At 56.9% G+C, this 22,440-nt stretch carries 20 protein-coding genes and 2 pseudogenes; 18 read left to right on the top strand and 4 right to left on the bottom strand.

The genetic code is table 11. From position 1 onward, the window contains the following. The first annotated feature begins 12 nt into the window (after positions 1-12). Positions 13-566 (top strand): annotated as a pseudogene (idi, locus tag CBE74_RS21240) (isopentenyl-diphosphate Delta-isomerase). A gap of 137 nt (positions 567-703) precedes the next feature. Here idi and CBE74_RS21235 read toward each other — a convergent pair. Beyond that, positions 704-1,975: a carboxylesterase family protein gene (locus CBE74_RS21235; protein WP_087454364.1), complete on the bottom strand. Its 1,272-nt coding sequence runs from the start codon at positions 1,973-1,975 to the stop codon at positions 704-706. Positions 1,976-2,007: 32 nt separating this feature from the next. On the opposite strand from CBE74_RS21235, the gene CBE74_RS21230 reads away from it, so the two are divergent. From CBE74_RS21230 to CBE74_RS21220, 3 genes are read left to right on the top strand one after another with little or no spacing between them, the layout of a single operon-like run. After that, complete coding sequence (locus CBE74_RS21230) at positions 2,008-4,092, top strand: M3 family metallopeptidase (protein ID WP_087454363.1); 2,085 nt, start codon at positions 2,008-2,010, stop codon at positions 4,090-4,092. Then, positions 4,092-4,310: a hypothetical protein gene (locus CBE74_RS21225; RefSeq protein ID WP_087454362.1), complete on the top strand. Its 219-nt coding sequence runs from the start codon at positions 4,092-4,094 to the stop codon at positions 4,308-4,310. Before CBE74_RS21230 ends, CBE74_RS21225 begins: the two co-directional genes overlap by 1 nt. Positions 4,311-4,352: 42 nt before the next feature. Beyond that, a complete protein-coding gene (locus CBE74_RS21220; RefSeq protein ID WP_087454361.1) occupies positions 4,353-4,493 on the top strand; it encodes a hypothetical protein in 141 nt (46 codons plus the stop codon). 55 nt (positions 4,494-4,548) lie between these two features. Here CBE74_RS21220 and malQ read toward each other — a convergent pair whose 3' ends face one another. After that, complete coding sequence (gene malQ, locus CBE74_RS21215; RefSeq protein WP_087454360.1) at positions 4,549-6,735, bottom strand: 4-alpha-glucanotransferase; 2,187 nt, start codon at positions 6,733-6,735, stop codon at positions 4,549-4,551. A gap of 227 nt (positions 6,736-6,962) precedes the next feature. On the opposite strand from malQ, the gene CBE74_RS21210 reads away from it, so the two are divergent. Continuing rightward, entirely contained in the window at positions 6,963-8,798 is a 1,836-nt protein-coding gene (locus CBE74_RS21210; protein WP_087454359.1) for an AMP-dependent synthetase/ligase, read from the top strand. Here CBE74_RS21210 and CBE74_RS21205 read toward each other — a convergent pair. Beyond that, positions 8,795-9,052, bottom strand: coding sequence for a hypothetical protein (locus CBE74_RS21205; RefSeq protein WP_134315978.1), 258 nt, complete (start codon positions 9,050-9,052; stop codon positions 8,795-8,797). The genes CBE74_RS21210 and CBE74_RS21205 overlap by 4 nt on opposite strands. Positions 9,053-9,148: 96 nt before the next feature. Here CBE74_RS21205 and CBE74_RS21200 point away from each other — a divergent pair, with 96 nt between their 5' ends. From CBE74_RS21200 to CBE74_RS21140, 13 genes and pseudogenes are all read left to right on the top strand, one after another. Beyond that, positions 9,149-9,829, top strand: a complete 681-nt coding sequence (locus CBE74_RS21200; RefSeq protein WP_087454357.1) for a hypothetical protein — start codon at positions 9,149-9,151, stop codon at positions 9,827-9,829. A 3-nt stretch (positions 9,830-9,832) separates the two neighbouring features. After that, positions 9,833-10,987, top strand: coding sequence for a radical SAM family heme chaperone HemW (gene hemW, locus CBE74_RS21195; RefSeq protein WP_087454356.1), 1,155 nt, complete (start codon positions 9,833-9,835; stop codon positions 10,985-10,987). Positions 10,988-11,059: 72 nt separating this feature from the next. Further along, positions 11,060-12,106 carry a heat-inducible transcriptional repressor HrcA gene (gene hrcA / locus CBE74_RS21190; RefSeq protein WP_087454355.1) on the top strand — a complete coding sequence of 349 codons (1,047 nt, stop codon included), beginning with the start codon at positions 11,060-11,062 and terminating at the stop codon, positions 12,104-12,106. Positions 12,107-12,338: 232 nt separating this feature from the next. Next, the gene (gene dnaJ, locus CBE74_RS21185; protein WP_087454354.1) at positions 12,339-13,475 is read left to right on the top strand and encodes a molecular chaperone DnaJ; all 1,137 of its coding nucleotides are present in this window, start codon (positions 12,339-12,341) and stop codon (positions 13,473-13,475) included. A gap of 17 nt (positions 13,476-13,492) precedes the next feature. Next, a pseudogene (locus CBE74_RS21180) lies at positions 13,493-14,251 on the top strand (16S rRNA (uracil(1498)-N(3))-methyltransferase). A gap of 47 nt (positions 14,252-14,298) precedes the next feature. After that, the gene (locus tag CBE74_RS21175) at positions 14,299-15,336 is read left to right on the top strand and encodes a PhoH family protein (protein ID WP_087454353.1); all 1,038 of its coding nucleotides are present in this window, start codon (positions 14,299-14,301) and stop codon (positions 15,334-15,336) included. A 1-nt stretch (position 15,337) separates the two neighbouring features. Then, positions 15,338-15,928, top strand: a complete 591-nt coding sequence (gene ybeY / locus CBE74_RS21170) for an rRNA maturation RNase YbeY (protein WP_087454352.1) — start codon at positions 15,338-15,340, stop codon at positions 15,926-15,928. Further along, entirely contained in the window at positions 15,925-17,250 is a 1,326-nt protein-coding gene (locus CBE74_RS21165) for a hemolysin family protein (RefSeq protein ID WP_087454351.1), read from the top strand. Before ybeY ends, CBE74_RS21165 begins: the two co-directional genes overlap by 4 nt. A 59-nt stretch (positions 17,251-17,309) precedes the next feature. Then, positions 17,310-18,161, top strand: coding sequence for a pyridoxal kinase PdxY (gene pdxY, locus CBE74_RS21160; protein ID WP_087454921.1), 852 nt, complete (start codon positions 17,310-17,312; stop codon positions 18,159-18,161). A gap of 97 nt (positions 18,162-18,258) precedes the next feature. Then, positions 18,259-19,176, top strand: a complete 918-nt coding sequence (era, locus tag CBE74_RS21155) for a GTPase Era (RefSeq protein ID WP_087454350.1) — start codon at positions 18,259-18,261, stop codon at positions 19,174-19,176. Then, complete coding sequence (gene recO, locus CBE74_RS21150) at positions 19,176-19,904, top strand: DNA repair protein RecO (RefSeq protein WP_087454349.1); 729 nt, start codon at positions 19,176-19,178, stop codon at positions 19,902-19,904. Before era ends, recO begins: the two co-directional genes overlap by 1 nt. Before the next feature lie 85 nt (positions 19,905-19,989). Next, positions 19,990-20,661 carry an isoprenyl transferase gene (locus CBE74_RS21145; protein WP_225870412.1) on the top strand — a complete coding sequence of 224 codons (672 nt, stop codon included), beginning with the start codon at positions 19,990-19,992 and terminating at the stop codon, positions 20,659-20,661. Next, the gene (locus CBE74_RS21140; protein WP_087454347.1) at positions 20,658-21,758 is read left to right on the top strand and encodes a VIT1/CCC1 transporter family protein; all 1,101 of its coding nucleotides are present in this window, start codon (positions 20,658-20,660) and stop codon (positions 21,756-21,758) included. Before CBE74_RS21145 ends, CBE74_RS21140 begins: the two co-directional genes overlap by 4 nt. A 44-nt stretch (positions 21,759-21,802) precedes the next feature. Here the strand turns inward: CBE74_RS21140 and CBE74_RS21135 are convergent, their stop codons facing one another. Continuing rightward, on the bottom strand, positions 21,803-22,228 hold the full coding sequence (locus CBE74_RS21135) for a Fur family transcriptional regulator (protein WP_087454346.1): 426 nt from the start codon (positions 22,226-22,228) through the stop codon (positions 21,803-21,805). Between the last annotated feature and the right edge of the window lie 212 nt (positions 22,229-22,440).

The following is a 22,440-nucleotide window of genomic DNA, read 5'->3' as shown; positions in this document are numbered from 1 at the left end:
AATGTGGGAGGAATGAACGACGTCGAGCTCGTCGTGCTTGTCGACGCACAAGGTAACCCGACCGGCACCGCTCCCAAATCTACAGTCCACACCAACGAAACGCCTCTCCACCTGGCGTTTTCCTGCTATGTCCTGGGGTCCGATGGAAAAATCTTGGTGACCCGGCGAGCATTGAGCAAAAAACATGGCCGGGTGTGTGGACTAACTCAGCCTGTGGACATCTACTTCCCCACGAAACAGCCGCCGAAGCCGCCTTACGACGCGTTCCCCACGAGATCGGCCTCTCCCGTGGGGAATTAAAAAATCTGGTGTGCGTTTTGCCAGATTTCCGGTACCGAGCAACTGATTCCCAGGGAATCGTTGAGTGGGAAATCTGCCCTGTTTTTGTCGCATACATTGACGAGCCTCTTCTCCTGCAACCTAGAGCAGACGAAGTGGATTCACTTGCTTGGATGAAACCCGAAGACCTTTTCAATGCCGTGGACTCTGCGCCTTGTGCCTTTAGCCCATGGATGATCGAACAACTTAGGCATGAAGCATTACGGCGCACACTAATCGGCAAATAGTTCGCCAGCTTCTCACAACGGCTTCTGCCCCACGATGGGCGGTGCCGTTTTTCTTATGCGACTGCACAAGAACCTACCGTTGCGGGGTTGAGGATCCAGAGGATGGGACTTGGCCGAGCAACGTTCGTGGGGAATTTTTACTCAAATTCCCCACGAAGGGGGTCAACGAGCAACTGGGCCCCCACCCCATCAATACAGATCCCCAGCCCGCTGCCGTCTTTACGATAACGGGGCCAATCCGGTGCGCCTCCGCGAGCGAAGCTCAGAAGTATCCCCCGTGGGGAATCGGGCTGGTTGTCTCTGGATTGGAAGAGGAGGCTGAGGTCGCTGCAGTGGGTGGCTTCGCGATTGTCTGAGCTGGTGTAACGGATGTACCAGGTGTCGCCGTATGTGCGCTTGAGTGTTTGCTTTACCCAGCGGTGGATGAGCGAAGTTCCGGTGAGGGCACGGAAAAAGTCGGGTTTAGTGCAGTTTTGGTGAATGTAGTCGGTTGTGGCACCCATGTGTCGGGCGATGCGCGTGCGCGGCGGGTGCAGCCATGATGAGGCGTCGGCTCGTTGAGCGGCGGGCAGTTGGTAGAGCTCGCGGTCGGTGGAGCTGACGATGATGGGTATTGCTGTGAGTTCGTTGGGGTCGTAACCCCAGGGGCCTAGGGCTAAGTCGGTGGGGAAGTAGCGTTTGTAGTGGTTGTAGCCTTTGTTGAGGCGTTTGCGACGTAGTCCTTCGAGGTCAGTTTGGGTGATTGGCGCGGATAGCGCCCACCTGAGTGCTGCTTTGCGGCGTTTCATTTCCCCACGGGGGAAGCTTGGCGACGCCGCCCACACCCGCCGAAATATCCCTCGATAGTGGTCGCGCCGGGCGAGCCAGAGTGCGATTCCTGCTCCTGCGGATTGGCTGAAGAGGGTGACGTTGGTGGGGTCGCCACCAAAGTCTTCGATGTGGGTTTGGATCCATTCGAGGGCGAGTGCGCAGTCGTCGATGCCTCGGTAGTGGTGCGGGGCGTCGTCGTGAAAGCGCGCAAAGCCTTGAATACCGAGGCGATAGTCGATGCTGACCACGATGATTCCCGCTTGGGCTAGCTCGGCGCCGTCGAAGGAGGGTTCGTTGCGGGAGCCGGAGTCGTATCCGCCACCGTGGATCACCGCTAGGACCGGAAGGTCGTTGAACTTTGTGGCGTGAGCTGGGGCCGTGACGGTGAGGTGGAGCTGTGTGCACAGGTTGTTGTGCGCTGCGGGGTCTGCGCTCTCCGTGGGGGAATACACGTGGAGCGCGGGGGCAAATTCGCTGATGAGCTTCCCGTAGACGATGGGGTCATAGGTTGCCACGCTGCCATTGGCGTGTTGGCGGACTGTGCCGGTGAAGGTGCCACCGGGGCAGGTAATGAGCTGCGAAGATGCGCTTTCGGACATATCGGTTACTTTAGCAACTACGATTGTGATCTATGACGTTACCTGTATCGAATCCTTTGCTAAAAGAGTCCTCGCTGCCGTACCAGCTTCCGCCATTCCGATATATTTCAGTGGAGCATTTCCTCCCAGCATTTGAGGCAGCGCTGGCCACGCATGACCAAGAAATCGCACAGATAGCAGACAACCCAGAATCTCCGTCGTGGGAAAACACGGTGGAAGCGCTGGAGCGCAGCGGGCGAGACTTAGAGCGCGTGGCGTCGGTATTTTTTAATCTTCATGCGACGGACTCTTCTGAAGCCATGGACAAGATCGCAGCTCGGGTTGCTCCTTTGCTGGCTGAGCATTCGGATGCGATCTATCTGAATCCTGCGTTGTTTGCGCGTCTAGAAGCGGTCGCGGCTCCGGAGGACGCCGAGTCGAAGCGGTTGCACGCGCATGTGCTGAGGACGTTTCGTCGGCACGGCGCAGATTTAGATGAGTCCGATATGGCGAGGTTACGAGAGATCAATGCGCGCTTGTCCGTGCTTGCCGACGCCTTCGGCCGCAATCTACTCGCCGATACTAAAGCACTTGCCGTCCAGTTTCCCCACGGGGAGGAATTGGAGGGGCTGAGCCCCGGACGCCTCGCCTCGGCGGCAGCGGACGCACAGTCGGCAGGTGTGGACGGGTTTGTCATCCCGCTTGAACTTCCCACTGTGCAAGCTGAGCAGGGCAGTCTTGCTCGGCATGAGGCGCGGGCGCGGTTGTATGAGGCGTCGCAGCGCAGGGGCGCTGAGTCGAATGTGGGCATTGTCGTGGAGACCGTGCAGCTGCGGGCAGAGCGGGCTGCGCTATTGGGCTATGAGACTCATGCCGACTATGTGATTGCGGAGGAGACAGCGGGGTCGGCTGCGGCTGCGCGAGACCTGCTGTTTGATTTGGCTCCGGCAGCGGCGGCGAATGCGCGTGGTGAGTACAAGCTTCTCGACGAAGCCTCCCGTGGGGAATCTGAGGAGTGGGTGCAGGAATCGACGATGGATGGGGCGGATTGGCCTTATTGGGAGTCGAAGGTGCGCGCTCGTGATTTCGCCCTCGATGAGGAAAAACTCTCACAGTATTTTCCGTTGCAACAGGTGCTGCGCGACGGAGTCTTCTACGCCGCTAATCGCTTGTATGGAATTACAGTGGTTCCGCGCTCAGATTTGGAGGGCTACGCGGAGGGCGTCGAGGTGTGGGAGGTCAAAGACGCAAGCGGTGAGGGCATTGGCCTGTTTTTGACGGATTATTTTGGGCGTTCGTCGAAACGCGGTGGCGCGTGGATGAGCAGTTTTATGGATCAGTCGGATTTGCTGGGAACCAAGCCCGTCGTGGTGAATGTGATGGGCATTACCAAGCCCGCAGATGGCTCTGATGCTCTGCTCAGCATCGATTCTCTCCGGACGGTGTTCCACGAATTCGGCCACGCGTTGCACGGGCTGCTGTCTCAGGTGCGGTACCCCACGTTCTCGTGGACTAATGTTCCGCGGGATTATGTGGAGTTCCCTTCCCAGATTAATGAAAACTGGGCGTTTGACCCCGCCATCTTGAAGAATTTTGCGCGCCACGTGGATACAGGTGAGGTCATCCCGGACGAGCTGGTCGCTGCGATTGGGAAGGCTCGTCAGTTTGGGCAGGGATTCGCCACGACGGAATATCTGTCGGCTGCCGTTATCGATCTCGCATGGCACTCGTTGACCAAGGAAGAAGCGGCGCAGCTGTCCCCGGCAGACATTGCGGAATTTGAGCGCAAGGCTTTGGAAGACGCGGGATTAGACGTGGAACACGTTGAGCCCCGATACAAGTCCACCTACTTTAACCATATTTTTGCCGGTGGATATTCGGCGGGGTATTACTCCTACCTGTGGGCCGAGGCGCTGGATGCCGACGGCTTTGACTGGTTCACCGAGCAGGGGGCCGCAGGCGTGGCGGCGTCGGAAAGCGCTGCCAGGGACGCGGGGCAAAAGTTCCGCGATCTTGTGTTGTCGCGCGGCGGTGCGGATGACTTCACTGCGGTATTCGAGTCACTGCGGGGTCGCGCTAAAGATGTCGGGCCGTTGTTGCGTCGTCGTGGTTTAACCGGTGCGGTGCAACAGGGGTGATGGAACAGGTGACGGGCTTTCTCGACTCGGTGAGCCAGTTTTTAACGTCAGCGCCCTTGTGGCTGCAAGCACCACTCGTTTTGATCGTTGTGGTGCCGGTGTGCGGCGTGCTGGCTTTAGCGTGGCTTCGGCTTATCGACGTCCTGGGCGCCCGCATTCTTCGCATCCTCACGGTTGTGCGGGCTAGAGTAGAAGCTCGAATGAGGTCAATTAAGTAACTGAGGGGCTTGCACGCCCCACGTATGTGGAAAGTGTGAATAATGGCTAATCCAGAGGAGCTGCGTAAGCAGGATCAGCAGCTTCCGCGTAGGAAGCGGAAGTATCCACAGTCTCGGGTAACTCAGGCTTTATACTTGCTTATTGCGTTAGTCGTGATCGCCTGGTTAGTCAGCCTGATATAGGTTGCACACAAAGGCCCATTTCCCCACGGGGAAATGAGCCTTTGTTCGTACACCGTTAGCGCTTATTTCTCTTTGACGCTTCCGCTACCGCTTGGAACAAGGGGAGGTCGGCGATGTCTTCGATGGTGAGGGCTTGGGTATTGCCGTCGCACAGGGGGATGCACCAGTTGGGATACATATCGGAGGTTGTGCCGGGCTGGTTTTGAGCTCGGCGGTCGCCAACAAGATCCACGAGGGCGGTGCAAGTGAGTGCGGAGGGAGTGCTGGCTAGGAACTTGTGAATAGCCGGTAGGAGGGTATCTGCGGTTCCTCGCTCTTCCCGCGTAAGACCCTGGAAGGTTTCTGGCACGGTGTCGCCGGAGAATGCACCGGAATTTTTGATTTCGTCGAGAATCTCGCTTTGCCAACGAATATCTTGCTCGTGTTCTTGCTCTGGATCGACGGTGAGAATACCGAGATCTTTACGCAACTCGATATGTTCGCCGGCAAGGAGCCCCGCCGTGGGGGGAAGATCGTGTGTGGTCACGGAGGTGAGTGCGAGTTCGCGGTACTCGTTTTGGTGCCGTGGCCCTCCCGTGGGGGAACTCTCAAACCAGAGCACCGACGTGCCCATGATGCCGCGCTGCGCGAGGAATTCCTGCACCCATGGTTCGTATGTGCCAAGGTCCTCGCCGATGACTACTGCGCCGGCGCGTTCGGCCTCAAGCGCGAGGACACCAACCAAGGCATTGTGGTCGTAGTTGACGTAGGCCCCGGTGGTGGGGGAATGCATGCGGGGAATCCAGAAGAGTCGGAAAAGCCCCAGGATGTGGTCTACTCGAATGCCACCGGCGTGCCGCAAGACAGTGCGCAGCAGATCGCGCCACGGCACGTAGCCGGCCTCGGCGAGGCGGTCGGGGTGCCATGGTGGCTGGGACCAGTCTTGCCCTTGTTGGTTGTAATTATCGGGCGGAGCGCCAACGGATGCGCGTGGCGCTAGGGAATCTGCGAGGCTTTGGGCGTCGGCACCGCCGGGGTGGATCCCCACGGCGAGGTCGGCGATAATTCCGATGCTCATGCCGGCGTCGATAGCCGCAGATTGCGCTGCGCCCAGTTGCTGGTCACAGATCCACTGAAGCCACATGTAGAATTCTGCGGCGTCCTCGGGGGTCGGGATTGCAGCGTGAGAGCTGGACTCCATAAGGTGGGCGATTTCTTGGTGCGCGCACCACAGCGCGAAGTCGTAGAGGCCGTCGCCTTCAGCAGCTACGAAGTCACGGAAGTCCTGTTCACGAGCGGGATCGCGCTCGGCCTCAAAAATCGCATGAAGGACCTGGAGCTTTGCGTCGTAAATCGGGTTGCGTTCAATTTTATCGCTGGAGTGATTGAGAGTTTTGAACTCGGAAGAGATCTCCGCGATTTCCTCTTGCAGTTCGTCGCTGAGGCTGAGGTGCTCGGGTATCTCCTCGACACGAATGTAGATGGGATTAATAAAGCGTCGCGTGGTGGGGAGATAAGGAGAGTCCTCGACCGGGGGGAATGGCTCGGCTGCATGCATCGGGTTGACCAGGATGTAGTCCGCGCCAGCCTTGTCGGCCACGACCTTAGCCAGCTCGCCGAGGTCATGGAAGTCTCCCATTCCCCACGAGTCGTTGCTGCGCACAGAATAGAGCTGAGCCATCACTCCGGTGGCTGGGTTATCCACAAACGTGCGTGCGGTGGAGAGCTGCTGTGGAGTGATGATAAGGAAACAGCTGGCAGTGAGCGTGTCGGAGGTCAGCGTGATGGTGTGCCAACCGAGCGGAAGGTCATTGGGGATCTGGAAGGAGGCCTCACCCCAGGTGATGCCGTCGACAGTGCGCGGTGGCGTCCAGTTTTCAATTTGGGTGACGTCTGCTGCGACTGAGCCGTCTTCCAGCGTGATGGTGATGTCCGCGGGGGAGCCGTCGTGAACATGCACGTTGAAGACGTAAGGGTTTCCCTGCGTTGCGACGACGCAGCGGGGCAGCGGGCGCGTGCCTTCTTCGTCGTGACGCCTGTGAAGAGCGGCACGGATCTGTTCCTCACTCGGCAGAGGTGCGTCGAGCGGCATGTGATCGTTTGGACTGTCCTCGGGTTCATTACCAAAGCGAACGCCCAACGCACGAAGTGTTTTTACCAGCGTATCCTCGCTGACTTCGGTTACTTCGCCGCCGAATCCGGTAAATGACCAAGAAACTGCATGTGCTGCTGCGAGTTCGCGCAGCGAATCTGTATAACCCACGAAACTTTATTCTGCCATTGCGGCTACCCATCTGTCCCGTAGTCCGGAGTTTAATTTGGAACACGTCTACCCCAGTGATGACTCTGGGAGCATAAAGGCTGTACATTCGAAGTCTATCAACGGTGTGAGTAAAACATCAGGTTTTGCGATGCACCGGCCCCGTGGGGAACTACGGCGCATGGTGCACGCTGGCAATGCACAATCAAAACAAATGAGGTGTTGAGAAAGTGGTTCAAGAGTCAACCACCGAGGCCATATACGAGGTAGGCGAAAACGAAACCTGCCTAACTGCGTTGCTGGATACGGCTAAAGCGCGTCCTTTTGGAGTGATGTACACCCGGCCGAAAAACTACGAGTGGGTCAACGTCACGTCTAAAGAGTTCATAGAAGAGGTCTATGAAGTTGCCAAAGGCCTCATCAACGCAGGCGTTCAGCAAGGGGATCGGGTGGCTTTGCTCTCGGAGACCCGCTACGAGTGGTCTCTGCTGGACTTTGCCATTTGGGCTGCCGGTGCTGTGTCAGTTCCGATCTACGGATCATCGTCGATTAGCCAAATCGAGTGGATTATCGAGGACTCGGGGGCAGTTTTTGCCATCACCGAGACTCGCGAGCATACGGAATTGATGAAGAACCTGGTTCTGGGTGCGGATGGAAAACCAACATTGAGTGGTTCGCCGTCGCAGCTGCGCAGAATTCTGGAGATTAATTCGTCGGCAGTGACAACGCTCAAGTTTGAGGGACGCTCCGTTGCGGACTCCGAGGTAAATGAGCGCATCGCCAACACCAAGGGCTCCGATCTTGCATCGCTGGTTTATACGTCTGGAACAACAGGCCGCCCCAAAGGGTGCCAACTCACTCACTCAAACTGGCTCTCGGAGGTGCGCGCGCTTCTGACCCACGACATCGGAGCTATCGCAGTCCCCGGTTCGCGCGTTTTGACCTTCCTGCCACTTGCCCACGTCTTGGCTCGCGCAGTGTCTTTGGCTATGGCTATTGGCGGAGCCACCCAGTCGCACTGGTCTGATTTCTCCACGATCGCAGTGGAATTCCAGCGCGCTCGGCCAAACCTGATCTTGGGCGTGCCGCGCGTCTTTGAAAAAGTCCGCAATGGTGCTGTGGCCAACGCTCAGGCCGACGGCGCGCTCAAGGCTGCAATCTTCCGTCAAGCAGAACTGACTGCTCAAGAGTATTCACGGGCACTCGATACCGCAGAGGGGCCAAACCGAGCCCTTACCCTTAAGCACAAGACCTTTGACAAGTTGGTGTACTCAAAGATCCGCGCAGCTATGGGCAATGCGGTGAAGTACTGCATCTCCGGTGGTTCTGCGATGAGCCCAGATTTGATGCACTTCTTCCGCGGCATCGGCGTGCCAATTTATGAAGGCTATGGCTTGACCGAAACCACTGCTGCCGCCACTGTGGACTTTACTAATCAGAAGATCGGTACGGTTGGCCCGCCCGTTGGCGGCGTGTCGATACGCATTAACGACGACGGCGAAATCCTGGTGAAAGGATCGACCCTTTTCGACGGCTACTGGAAGAACGATGAAGCCACCGAATCCTCGATGGAGAACGGCTGGTTTAACACCGGTGACCTCGGCGAAATCCTCGATTCCGGCCACCTCATCATCACCGGACGTAAGAAAGACCTGATTGTCACCGCAGGCGGCAAGAACGTCTCGCCGGGGCCGCTGGAAGACAAACTGCGTTCGCATCCGCTCATCAGCCAGGCGATGGTGGTGGGTGACGGAAAGCCATTTATTGGTTTGCTCGTGACGCTTGACGACGACGCCCTGAAACGCTGGAAACTTAATCGCAACGTTCCAGAAGGCCGTTCGATCCGAGAACTGGCACAGGACCCGGTCCTCAGAGCCGAAATCCAAGACGCGATCAATGACGCCAACGCTACGGTTTCTCACGCGGAATCCATTAAGAAGTTCTACATCCTGGACCGCGATCTCACCGAGGAAGACAACGAGCTCACACCTACCATGAAGGTGAAGCGTAACGTGGTGGCTCGCCGGTACTCCGACGAAATCGAGGCGCTGTACACCAAGCGCTAGACGCGTTTTTCGCTCCTTTTTCCTTGTGACTTCAGGGAAAAAGGGGCGATTTTTTTATTTTTGCCTCTAATTTTGTCGTTTTTGAGAACGCTAGAAATTTCATCCTGGGGTTTTGCAACGCGCATGCCGGCTAGCGTTCTCAAAAACGACAATGCCTCCCCACCGAAGGGAGAAAGAAGCTTCTTTTCCCCACGGGATTTTGGTTTTGCTCGGCGGGGCGCCACCGCTTTCGTCGGTTCCTGTTTTAAAGTCATTACTCGTAACGCATCGCTGCGACTGGCTCCCTCAGATACCCAGTAGCAGCGATGGTGAAGGATGCCTAAACATATGCCTGGAAGGGGGTCAGCTGAATGCAAGTTTTTGATGCCACACTGCGTCATCGTGAGCTGACCCAAGAGATTTTTAACATTGGCGATGAGGTTGCAACCTACATCGAGAATCTCGCTGAGGCCATCGCGGATTGGGATGCAGAGCTGGTTGACGATTGCGTTGCCGAGCTGGAAGAGATCTTTGAAGACGCGCGCCAGGATTCCCGTTCTGTGGTTCGGGAACTCGTGGGGCTGCGTCAGGCGCTGACGTCGGGGCTGGCTTCGGGGACTGTGGCGGCGTCTGCTGCTATGGAAGATGCGGTCGAGCGTCCGGTGTTGCTCAACTCGGAGTCGTTGCGGGAGAGGTTCCCGATTCAGAATTCTCCCGTCATTGTTCGTGAGCTTTCGCAAGCGTTGCAGGCTCGAACCGACTTGGTGGGCGAGTACCTTGCTCACATCGTGTCGTGGGAACTGTCGGAGACGGAAAAAGCGGCGCGCGATTTGGATGCGCTTAATTTGCCGATGTTGTATTCGCGTACGGCCGAGATTGTTTTTGCGGCAGCGCAGGCATGGACTGAAGCCGTGGCGACGGAACACCCGGGGTATACGCGGACGATGCGCGGTTCACATCCGCCGGCATTCCTCAATGAGCGCGCGCGTATCGACGCCGTCGTGGCTAGGGTCATCGCTAAGCGTGCGGGCTCCGGCGAGTATGTTGGCTAAAACATGAGCCAGAAAAACACGCCTTTTGGGGTGTACGTCCATGTGCCGTTTTGTTCTTCCCGCTGCGGGTACTGCGACTTTAATACGTACACCCCCGGTGAGCTGGGAAGTTCTGCTTCTCCAGAAAGCTATATGGATGCTCTAGAAATAGAGCTGGACTTAGCTGCGCAGATTCGGGTGCGCTCGGGTGACACCAGGGAAGCCAGTACGGTTTTTGTGGGAGGCGGCACCCCATCGATGCTCGGGGCCGCTGGCCTGGATCGTGTGTTGCGCGCCGTCCGTAACACCACGGGTATAGCGCCTGGTGCGGAAGTGACTACGGAATCAAATCCCGAATCAACGAGTCCTGAGTTTTTTGATGCCTTGCTGAACTCGGGCTTTACGAGGATCTCTTTGGGCATGCAATCGGCTTCTTCGAGCGTGCTAAAAGTGCTGGAACGCAAGCACACTCCTGGGCGTGCATTTGCGGCGGCTAAAGAGGCGCTCGCCGCTGGATTTCAGCATGTCAACCTCGACATGATTTACGGGACTCCCACAGAAACAGATGAGGATGTTCGTGAGACGCTCGCCCGAGTCGTAGACACGGGCGTGGATCATGTGAGTGCGTATTCGCTGATTGTGGAGGATGGCACGGCGATGGCTCGTAAAGTGCGCCGTGGGGAATTACCGCCTCCCGATGAAGACACATATGCGGATCGTTATTGGATGATTGATCAGGCCCTGTGTCAAGAAGGTTTCTCTTGGTACGAGGTCTCTAACTGGGCTCGTGAGGGTGGCGAGTGCCAACATAATATGGGGTACTGGCGTGACGGCGATTGGTGGGGTGCTGGCCCCGGTGCGCATTCGCATATCGCGCAGCGTCGTTTCTACAGCATTAAGCATCCGGCTAGCTACTCCACCGCCCTCGTGGGCGGGGAATTGCCGATCAAGGAAGAAGAGACCTTGAGTGATGTGGAGCGGCATGAGGAGAAAGTAATGCTGGGCTTGCGTCTCAAAGAAGGCGTGAGCGTTTCGGAATTTTCTGCTGGCGAGTTGGCCGTGATCGAGGCGCGGGTTCAGCAAGGGCTGCTGCTTGTGGAAGCGGGGCGGGTGCGGGTGACGTCGAAAAGCAGGCTATTGGCGGACGGGATTATCGCCGACATCTTGGTTGCTGACTGATACCGCCGGGGCAACGGTTAAGCTGGTGTGCGGTAATGGCGAGTCGAGGCATCCACGAGGAGGGACACCACCATGGCGGGATCTACTGAAAAACGCAGACGTGAAGTACTTCGCGCGATAGTGGCAGGCTACATCCAGTCCCAGGAACCTGTGGGGTCAAAGGCTCTTCTAGAGCGGCATAACTTAAACGTCAGCTCGGCGACCATCCGCAACGATATGGCGGTTCTGGAGTCCGAGGGGTTTATCATGCAACAGCATGCAAGCTCCGGGCGGATCCCCACGGAAAAGGCATACCGTGCGTTCGTGGATTCTTTGAGCGACATCAAGCCCATGTCGGCGGCGGAGCGTCGTGCGATTTTGCAATTCCTTGAAGGCGGAGTGGATCTTGAGGATGTTTTGCGCCGCTCTGTGCAATTGCTGAGCCAGTTGACTCGCCAAGCGTCGGTGATTCAGCTGCCTAATCTTAAAGTTTCGCGGGTTAAACACTGTGAAGTTGTGTTGTTGAGCCCGGTGCGACTTTTGCTTGTGCTCATCACTGATAACGGGCGAGTAGAGCAGCGCAATGTGGAACTAGACCAGGTATGCGAGCAGGAGCACGTGCTAAAGCTTCGCGACGTCCTCAACCGGGCCTTAGACGGTAAAACCCTCAGCGATGCCTCTGTTTCTTTAGCAGAACTTGTAGACCCCACGAACACGGACATTTTAGTGTCACCGGAAATCCAACCGATGGTGCTCAGATGCGCGACCGTGCTCATTGAGACCCTGGTGGAACAACCGAATGATCGTCTCATCCTTGCTGGCGCATCCAACCTCACCCGGATCGCCCGCGACCTGCCCGTGGCGTTGCCGTCCATGCTGGAAGCGTTGGAAGAACAAGTAGTGGTGCTGAAGCTGCTCACCAATGTCCAAGACCTAGGCCACGTGAGCGTTTTGATCGGCCGGGAGAACGAAGACGAACAATTACGAGGCACATCGGTCGTGACGACCGGCTACGGTGCACAGGGAGAGACCCTAGGCGGCTTGGGGGTAGTGGGCCCCACGTTCATGGATTATTCCGGAACGATGTCCAAGGTCTACGCGGTGGCTCAATATGTGTCGAGGGTCTTGAGCGGGGAGTAAGGCCCCGTGGGGCGGTTTCCCTTTTCAGTACCGTTCGCCGCTAGCGAATTAGGGGCCCTAGTTTTCCCTCCTTAGCATGAGCATCGTTATCATTGTTGTTTCGGTCCTATCAGTTCATATCATGGTGTTTGTGCTATTGCTGTAGATAGCCAGATATGAATGCCAAGAAAAGATTGAGCTTGGCTGGGTTGGATATTTCTCAAAAGATAGCTGAAGGAAGAATTCTTTTACTGTGGCTCGTGACTATTACGCAATCCTTGGCGTCGAACGTGACGCCACTGATAACGAGATTAAGAAGGCATACCGCAAGCTTGCCCGTAAGTACCACCCGGACGTTAACGGGTCGGACGAGGCCGCGGAGAAATTCAGCGAGCTCTCAATCGCCCAAGAGGTGCTGCTAGACCCCGATAAGCGCCGCATCGTGGATATGGGCGGAGACCCCATGGAACAAGGCGGCGGCGGAGGCTATGGCGCCGGCGGCTTTGGCGGTGGTGGCCTGGGCGACATCTTTGAGGCATTCTTTGGCGGTGGCGGTGCCTCGCGTGGCCCTCGGTCGCGCGTTCAGCCCGGAAACGACGCTCTCCTACGCACCTCGCTGACGCTGGAAGAGGCATTTTCTGGGGTAAAAAAGCCCATCACTATCGATACTGCTGTTCTCTGCGATCTGTGCGAGGGAACGGGTTCAAAGACCAAGGCAAAACCCAACGTGTGTGGGCATTGCGGCGGAACGGGTGAAATTCAGCAGGTCCAGCGTTCCTTCTTGGGCAACGTGATGACGTCCACCCCCTGCCCGGTGTGCCAAGGAACCGGCGAAGTTATCCCTGATCCCTGTGATAAATGTGCAGGCGATGGTCGCGTGAAAGCACAGCGTGATCTGGTCGTCAATGTTCCGGCTGGCATCTCAGACGGCATGCGTATCCGCATGGCGGGCCAAGGCGAGGTAGGCCACGGTGGCGGACCCGCCGGCGATCTCTACGTGGAGATCCACATCCGACCGCATGCGGTATTCCAGCGAGAAGGAAACGACCTGCACTTGAAGGTTCATGTGCCCATGGTCGATGCCGCATTGGGTGTTGAGGTCAACGTGGACTCCCTGGACGGGGAAACCGTTGCGTTCACGATCCCTGCAGGTACTCAGCCCGCCGAGCGTATTGTGGTGGAAGGCAAAGGCATGCCACAGCTACGCAATACCGGCAATGGCAATATGATCGCTCACGTTGACGTGATGGTTCCGACGGCGTTGGATGAGACGTCGAGAAGCCTGCTCACCCAGCTGCGTGAACACCGCGATGAGGCCGCAAAGGTTTCGCAGGCCGAGGACGGCGAGGAATCGCTGTTTGGGCGCATACGTAACAAGTTCCGTAGATAATGTGAGGACTCCATCTGATGTCGTTGCCTACCTTTGTGTACGACCTTGACGCTGTTCTCCACGGCCAGCGCCCTCACCTTCCCGAGGTGGGGGAGACCGCTCGTCTGGATGGGGCTGAGGGGCGCCATGCTGTGAGCGTGAAACGCATCGTGGTCGGGGAACGCAACGCATCAAGCTTATCGACGCCCACGGGGCTCACGTTGAAGCGCTCGTAACGGAAACTTCTGGGAAAGACAGGCTCGCAGCGCGCGTTGAATCTAGCGGAATGCAAGAGTCTGCGACCCCGTCCGTCACTGTTTTCCAGGCGATTCCTAAATCGGAGCGCTCGGAACTGGCTGTTGACCTGCTCACCCAAGGTGGGGTGGATGCGATAGTCCCGTGGGAAGCCCAGCGGTGCGTCGCCAAATGGACGGGAGCTAAACGCGAAAAGAGTGTGCACAAGTGGCGGGCGGCGGCGGTCGCGGCGTTCTGCTATACCGACGATTGACTCTCCTGTGACTACACCGGAGTTGGCGCGGCGGCTGGCAACAGAGGGCTTTGACCTGGTGTTAATGCTGCATGAGGATGCACAGCAGGCTTTTGCGACTCTTCCCCTGCGCGAGGCAACCTCGATTGCCTTGATTATTGGCCCTGAGGGCGGCATCGGACAAGAGGAAGCGGCCGAGTTGCAGGCCGCGGGGGCGCGATTGGCCAAGCTAGGACCTGAAGTTCTGCGAACCGCCTCGGCTGGAATCGTCGCGCTCGCGGCAATCGGCGCACTGACTTCACGCTGGTAGAATCCAGTACAGACAGACAACAACTAGAGATAGGTTGAATCAGCATAGTGGCTAGTGAGCAACAAACCGTGCGTGTCCGCAGAGGTGCTGGCATCATCACCAAAACTGTTGAACTAGATGAGCAGCACTCCCAGACGGTGCTCGGGGTCACCGACGAGAACCTGAAAATACTAGAGAATCAACTCGAATGCTCTATCTTTGTTCGTGGTACTCAAGTCACGCTCACAGGTCCTGATTATGAGGTCGCTCGTGCAGTCAAAGTGCTCAAGGAGCTGCAATCTATCGCTAGGAGGGGGCACGTGATTAGCCCGGCCTCCGTGAAACATGCCATAGGAATTGTGACGGTCGAGGCGCCGCAGTCCGTGTCACAGGTACTTGCAAGCGACATCATCGCGCGCCGCGGAAAAGTGATTCGGGCAAAGACACTAGGCCAGAAGCACTACGTCGACGCTATAGATGAGAACACTATTGTGTTTGGCCTGGGTCCTGCGGGTTCTGGAAAGACCTACCTCGCCATGGCCAAAGCGGTCCAAGCGCTGCAAACCAAACAGGTCAGCCGCATCATCCTCACGCGTCCGGCAGTGGAAGCGGGGGAGAAACTTGGATTCCTTCCCGGAACCCTCAACGAGAAGATCGACCCTTATCTGCGCCCGCTCCATGACGCGCTAAGGGACATGGTTGATCCAGAGATCATTCCCAAGCTCATGGAGGCCGGTATCGTCGAAGTCGCCCCGCTTGCGTACATGCGAGGTCGCACCCTCAACGATGCCTTTGTGATTCTCGACGAGGCGCAGAATACGACTGCGGCTCAGATGAAGATGTTCCTGACTCGTCTGGGTTTTGGGTCAAAGATGGTGGTCACTGGAGACATTACTCAGGTGGACCTGCTGGGAGGCCAAAAATCTGGTCTTAGACTGGTGCGCGATATCCTTCGCGGCGTGGAAGACGTGGATTTCTGCGAGCTTACGTCAGCGGATGTGGTCAGGCATCAGCTCGTGGGGCGCATCGTGGAAGCCTACGACGTCTATGAAGAAAACCTGGAGCGCGCGGCGCGGGCGCGTCGACAAGCAGAAAGCGAGAGCTAAGTTGAGCATCGAAGTCGTTAATGAATCAGGTTTTGACGGGGTGAACGAGGAAGCTCTTATCGACGTAGCCACGTTTGTTCTGGGCGAGATGGATGTGCACCCGGATGCGGAGGCCACCATCTCAGTCGTCGATATTCCCACCATGAGCGATCTTCACGTGCGGTGGATGGACATTGAAGGCCCCACGGACGTGATGAGTTTTCCCATGGACGAGCTCACCCCCGGGATGGGACGCCCCGACGCCGGCGCCCCAGGACCTGCCCTGCTCGGAGACATTATTCTCTGCCCGGATTTTGCGATGAAGCAAGCAGAGAAAGCCGGGCATGACCTCGGGCATGAGCTTGCACTGCTCACCACCCACGGATGCTTGCATCTTCTGGGCTATGACCACATTGAACCGGCGGATGAGCAGACGATGTTTTCGCTGCAAAATGAGTTGCTATCCGACTGGTATGCGTTCTGCGAAAAGCGCGGTGTGGAGTTTCAGCCAAAGCCTTCCAACGCTGGGGCGTTTCCCACGGCCGCAGAACGGGCGGAGCTCGATAAACACGTGCCCGGTGGCGGAATCCCCGATATCGGGGAGCCACGATGACCCCTCTCATATGCGGGATCGCGACGCTAGGCGCGCTTCTTCTCTCTGGTTTTTTGGGGGCAGTGGAAGCCGCCGTCAGCTCGATTTCCGTGGCACGGGTCGAGCAGATCAACAAAGACACGGAGTCACGTGCTTCGCGCACATTACTGCACGTGCTGGAAAACCGTGCCGAACACATCAACCTCTTGGTTTTATTGCGCACGCTTCTCGATGTCACCGCGGCTGCCTTTGCAGCACTGCTAGCGATTGACCTTATTGAATCCAGTGCTTGGGCACTGACCGCAGCGATTGTTGGGGTATCGCTCATCACGTTTACTGTCATCGGGGTGTTCTCCCGGACCGTAGGCCGAAAGAACCCCTATACCGTCTCTTTATCCTCCGCATGGTTGCTCAGAACGCTATCCGCAGTCCTGGGCCCGATCCCACGGTTGCTCATCAAGATCGGCAATATCATTGCGCCCGGCCCGGGGTTTCAAGACGGGCCGTATTCCACCGAGGTGGAGTTGCGCGAAATGGTCGACATAGCTCAGGAACACGGGGTTGTGGAGGTTGAAGAGCGGCGGATGATCCAATCCGTTTTCGACCTTGCTTCTACCACAGCCCGCTCAGTGATGGTTCCGCGCACGGACATGGTGTGGATTGAGTCCGGAAAGACCGCAGGACAAGCGACGAGCCTGTGCGTGAGATCGGGGTTCTCCCGAATCCCAGTGATCGGCGATACCGTCGATGACATCATTGGCGTGGTCTTTCTCAAAGACCTCGTGCAGCGAACGTACTATTCCACCGACGGCGGGCGCAGCGTTACCGTCGACGAGGTCATGCGTCCCGCGACCTTTGTCCCAGACTCTAAAAATCTTGACACGTTGCTACACGAGATGCAGCGCGATCGTAACCACATCGCCATGCTTGTCGACGAATTCGGCGGGATCGCTGGACTCGTATCCATTGAAGACATTCTGGAAGAAATCGTCGGTGAAATTGCGGATGAATACGACGATCGAGAAATCGCCCCCATTGAGCGCCTTGATAACGAGCCCCTTCCTACTTATCGCGTCGTCTCACGTCTTTCCCTCGAAGACCTGACAGAAACCATCGAGGAAGACCTTGACCGGGAGATCGAGTTCTCCGAAGACATCCGGGACCAGGTGGACACAGTAGGTGGTCTCATAGCTTATGAAATGGGTCGTGTGCCCCTTCCTGGGTCTGTGGTCAGTACTAGCGAAATACAGCTGCGAGCCGAGGGCGGTCGGGATCGCCGCGGACGGATTCAAGTAAGGTCCGTGGTCGTCTCAGTCTTGCCGGAAGAACCAGACGCGGAATAACGCGCCACGCGGGGTACAACAAGTTTGTAATCTGTTGCGTAACGCGCATGATTAAACACATGAATATCCTCTCCATCCAGTCGCATGTCTCGTACGGTCACGTGGGAAATTCCGCCGCCGTTTTCCCGCTGCAGCGCATCGGCCACGAAGTCTGGCCTGTCCACACGGTGAACTTTTCCAATCACACCGGTTACGGCGAATGGGGAGGCGAACTGATCCCCGCGTCCCGGGCGAAAAGCGTGATCGACGGTGTTGCCGCCCGTGGGGCGTTTCCCCACATCGATGCAGTGCTCTCTGGGTACCAAGGCGGCTCAGATATCGCAGACGTGATTATTGACACCGTTGCGCAGATCAAAGCCGCAAACCCCAACGCTCTCTACGCGTGTGATCCAGTGATGGGAAACGCTAAATCGGGTTGCTTTGTTTCAGAGCTCATCCCCCCACTCCTACGCGACCGCGTCGTGCCCGTCGCCGACATCATTACCCCCAACCAATTCGAGTTGGAGTACCTGACCAAGGTTCCCGCACATGACCTGGATTCCACGCTGGAGGCCGTGGCCGCCGCTCGCGCTATGGGGCCAAACACCGTCTTGGTCACTTCGGTGCGCAGGCCAGAGACTCCCGCCGACGCCATCGAAATGCTCGCCGTCGACGATAAAGGCGCATGGCTCGTCCAGACCCCATTCCTGGACTTTAAACGCAACGGTTCAGGCGACGTCACCGCCGCCCTGTTCACGGGGCACTACATCCGAGACCATGATGCCGCATCAGCATTAGCCCGCACTGCCTCGTCTGTCTTCGACCTTATTCAGACCACCTATCACTCAGGCTCGCGCGAGCTGCAATTGATTGAGGCTCAAGAGGCTTATGCGAACCCTCGGATGCAGTTCACCGTGGAGCAAGTCGGATAACCCGTGGGGAATTACGCCACGTAGTGTAAGAAGGCGTGCCCCATGGCTTACTATGGGAAGAGATTAACTTTGGATTTCCCCACGTAGAAGGAGACAGGTGAGTTTCACCGAGACCCCCGAAGGATTCCGTTCGGGATTCATCAGCTTTGTTGGCCGACCTAACACAGGCAAGTCGACGTTGACCAACGCTCTGGTCGGCGAGAAAATCGCGATTACGGCTAACCAGCCAGAGACCACCCGCCATCCTATCCGTGGCATTGTGCATCGACCCGACGCACAGATCATCGTGGTGGATACTCCCGGTCTGCACCGCCCCAGGACTCTCCTTGGTGAGCGCCTTAATGAGGTGGTCAAGGACACCTATGCCGATATGGACCTCATTGGCCTGACCATTCCGGCCGATGAGAAGATCGGCCCGGGTGATTGTTGGATCCTTGATGCCGTAAAGAAGGTCGCCCCCAAGACTCCGATTTTGGGCATTGTTACAAAAGCAGACAAAGTGTCTCGTGATCAGGTCGCGGTGCAGCTGATGGCGCTTCACGAGCTGCTGGGAGGGGAGAGCGAGGTCGTCCCAGTCTCGGCCGTCACAGGCGAGCAACGCGATGTGCTTCTCGACGTCATCACCGGGCTGCTCCCTGAGGGTCCAAAGTTCTATCCAGATAATCACGTGACTGATGACGACACGGAGACCCGCATTGCGGAGCTTATCCGCGAAGCGGCTCTTGCAGGCCTCAAAGACGAGCTTCCGCACTCTGTTGCCGTTCAGATAGATGAAATTCTGCCCAATGAGGAACGCGAGGATGTCTTGGATGTCCACGCAGTGATCTATGTGGAAAGGCCAGGGCAAAAATCGATCATCATCGGCAAAGATGGACGACGGCTTGGACGCATTATCCACAACGCTCGACCGGAAGTCATCAAGATTCTGGGCCAGAACGTCTTCCTTGATCTGCGCATCAAGGTCTTGAAGAATTGGCAGCAAGATCCTAAGCAGTTGGGACGACTAGGCTTCTAGTGCGCCGAGACAGCTACCGAGAACGGGCCTTGGTGGTTCGTACTTACGATTTTGGGGAGGCCGACCGCATCGTCGTCCTCCTCACCCGTGGTCGAGGCATTGTCCGCACTGTAGCCAAAGGCGTGCGACGGGCGAAAAGCCGTTTCGGTTCGCGCTTACAACCTTTTGTCGAGCTTGACGTTCAACTCTATGTCGGAAGAACCCTCGACTCGATTACCTCAGCGGATACAGTGGCATATTTTGGCTCGCAGCTTATCGACGACCCCACCCGCTACGCCGCCGCCTGCGTCGTCTTAGAATCCGTGGAAAAGATGTCCATCGGGGCAGAACCCCAACTCTTTGACCTTGCTGTGGAAGCGTTGCGGGGTCTGCAAACCACAGAACAACCCCTGTATGACCTAGATGCCTTCTTGCTGCAGGCCATGAACTTTGCCGGATGGGCACCGAGCCTTTTCGACTGCGCCCAGTGCGGTGCCTCCGGTCCCCATCATGCTTTTCACCCCGTCGCCGGGGGAGCGGTATGCGTGCACTGTAGGCCGCCGGGGGCTGTGGAAGTTGATCCTGAGACGCTGCATATGATGTGGCTGATGGCTGGGGGATTTCGGGAAGCAGCTCTCTCCGTGGGGAATCAGGACAGATTTCTCCAGGCGCATCGGCTTGTGCGTTCGTATCTCTATTTTCACCTTGAGAGAGGGCTGGCAAGTCTCAATGTTTTGGATCAGGTGTGATGATGGCAGAATATAGGCCGTGAATCAGCTACCTGCGCCGCCAAATATTCCTGCGGAATTTCTTCCTCGTCACATTGCCCTTGTCATGGATGGCAATGGGCGCTGGGCCACTGAGCGGGGTTTGAAACGAACTGAGGGGCATAAGCGGGGTGAGGCCGTCTTGCTGGAGATGGTTGAGGCCTGCCTTACCATGGGGGTGCCCTACTTATCGGCGTACGCATTTTCTACAGAGAATTGGCGTCGATCCACAGATGAAGTTCGCTTCCTCATGGGATTTAACCGGGATGTGCTGCAGCGACAAAAAGAACGGTTGCATGAGCTTGGGGTGCGGATCCGATGGGCGGGGCGTCGTCCGCGTCTGTGGCGCAGCGTGATCAAAGAGCTGGAATCGGCAGAAGAGCTGACCAAGAACAACACAAATATGACACTCGTGATGTGCGTTAATTATGGTGGTCGTGCGGAAATCGTGGATGCAGCTAGGGAGATTGCGCGGCTCGCTGCCCACGGGGAGTTGCGTCCGCAAGACATCACGGAAGCGTCGTTTTCGCAGTTTCTCGACGAGCCAGATATGCCCGACGTCGATCTTTTCTTGCGACCCTCCGGAGAAAAACGCACCTCGAATTTCCTGCTTTGGCAGTCGGCTTATGCCGAGATGATTTATCAAAATAAGTTATTCCCGGACTACACGGCGCATGACCTGTATTGTGCTGTGGAGGAATATGCCCGCAGGGACCGTCGGTTTGGAGGAACCAAGTGACAATCGACTCCACGCAGCCTACGGCTAAGCAGCTGAGAAAATGGCGCCAATATTTGGCCAATGAGCGCGCCGAAGCAGCCGTGTATCGGGAACTCGCCAAGCGAAAAGACGGCGAGGAACGAGAGATTCTTCTTTCTATCGCTGAAGCAGAGGCACGCCATGAGCAGCATTGGCGTGATTTGTTGGGCGATGACGTCGGCATGCCGCAGCGTCCAGATCGCTCGACACGGACTTTGGCCTTTCTTGCGGAGCATTTTGGTTCGGTATTCACGCTTGCGTTGATGCAATCTGCAGAGCAGCGGAGCCCCTACGCTGACGACGAGGACGCCACGGCGCAGATGAAAGCCGATGAGGCTATTCACGCTGAGATTGTGCGTGGTTTGGCAGCACGTGGCCGGGAGCAGATGAGCGGAAATTTCCGCGCCGCAATTTTTGGTGCCAACGACGGCCTTGTCTCTAACCTGGCGCTCGTTCTCGGTGTGATGGCTTCAGGGGTGAGCTCACATATCGTGCTGCTTACTGGAATATCTGGTCTCTTGTCTGGTGCTTTGTCGATGGGCGCCGGCGAATACATTTCAGTAAAGAGCCAAAACGAGCTTCTCGACGCCTCCTCGCCGCATCCCAGCACCAAATCCGTTATCCCGCAGCTCGACGTGGACGCCAACGAATTAGCTCTCGTTTATAGAGCGCGTGGCATGAACCATGAAGAAGCGGAAAATAAGGCTGCCGAAGTATTCCGGGTGCTCGAATCCCAAGGGAACGCAGGAAGCGTGCCAGAAAAATATTTTGGTGAGCTGCATGACTCGAAAGACCTCTCCAACAATGGGGCATGGTCTGCAGCGGTATCGAGTTTCCTGTGCTTTGGGGCAGGCGCCTTGGTGCCGATTGTCCCATTTTTCTTTGGATTATCCAGCGCTGCAGCGGGCATAATCGCCTTGGTACTCGTGGGGATTGCCCTGATGGCAACCGGTGGTATCACAGGGATTCTGTCTGGAAAGCCGCCGTTGAAGCGGGCTTTGAGGCAACTAGCTGTTGGCTTTATCGCAGCAGCTGTTACCTATGCATTAGGAAAGCTTTTCGGGGTGGCCTTAGGCTAAAACGCTACAAAAGGGGGCGGCAGGTTATGCCGCCCCTTGTCGTATTATGCGCTGAGCTTGCATTTCTGGCAGAGCCCGTAGATTTCTGCGTCATGTCCGGTGAGCTCAAATCCGTGAGTGGCCGCAACTTCCTTGGCCCATTTCTCCACGGGGCCGCCGTCGATTTCTACGGTTTTGCCGCAATGCGCACACACCAGGTGATGGTGGTGGTCGTTGCTGAGGCAATGGCGGTATAAGGTCTCGCCATTGGACATATGGAGAACGTCGACAGCTTCAATGTCTGAAAGCGATTGGAGCGTGCGGTAGACAGTGGTGAGACCAACTTTGAGGTCTCGCTTTGTCAGTTCTTGGTGGATGGCCTTGGCCGAAGCAAAGTAGTCAAGGTCTTTGAGGACGCTCACAACGGCGGTCCGCTGGCGAGTACTACGTACCCCTAGCTTTGGCACATTTCGGTCGATAGTGCGATTCATGTCTTGTCTTCCTTTCTCGGCAAACGCCGAGAGCGAAAAGCGGAATGCTTTGGGCATGCACCCGCGGGTGGTGTGGCAGTGTGGGAGGACAGCCAGAGGCACATATTAAGGACTGGTCATGCCTGTTGACTGCACTAGCGTTGTCAATAAGCTGTGAATTTTTCCTCCTAATGACAATATAGTCCATATGGAGGATCTTTCCCATTCCGTCC

It is taken from the genome of Corynebacterium silvaticum (genome assembly GCF_002162115.2).
Classification (GTDB): Bacteria; Actinomycetota; Actinomycetes; order Mycobacteriales; family Mycobacteriaceae; genus Corynebacterium; species Corynebacterium silvaticum.
The sequence above is the reverse complement of the archived record's forward strand: the minus strand, read 5'-3'. Positions and strand labels throughout refer to the sequence as shown.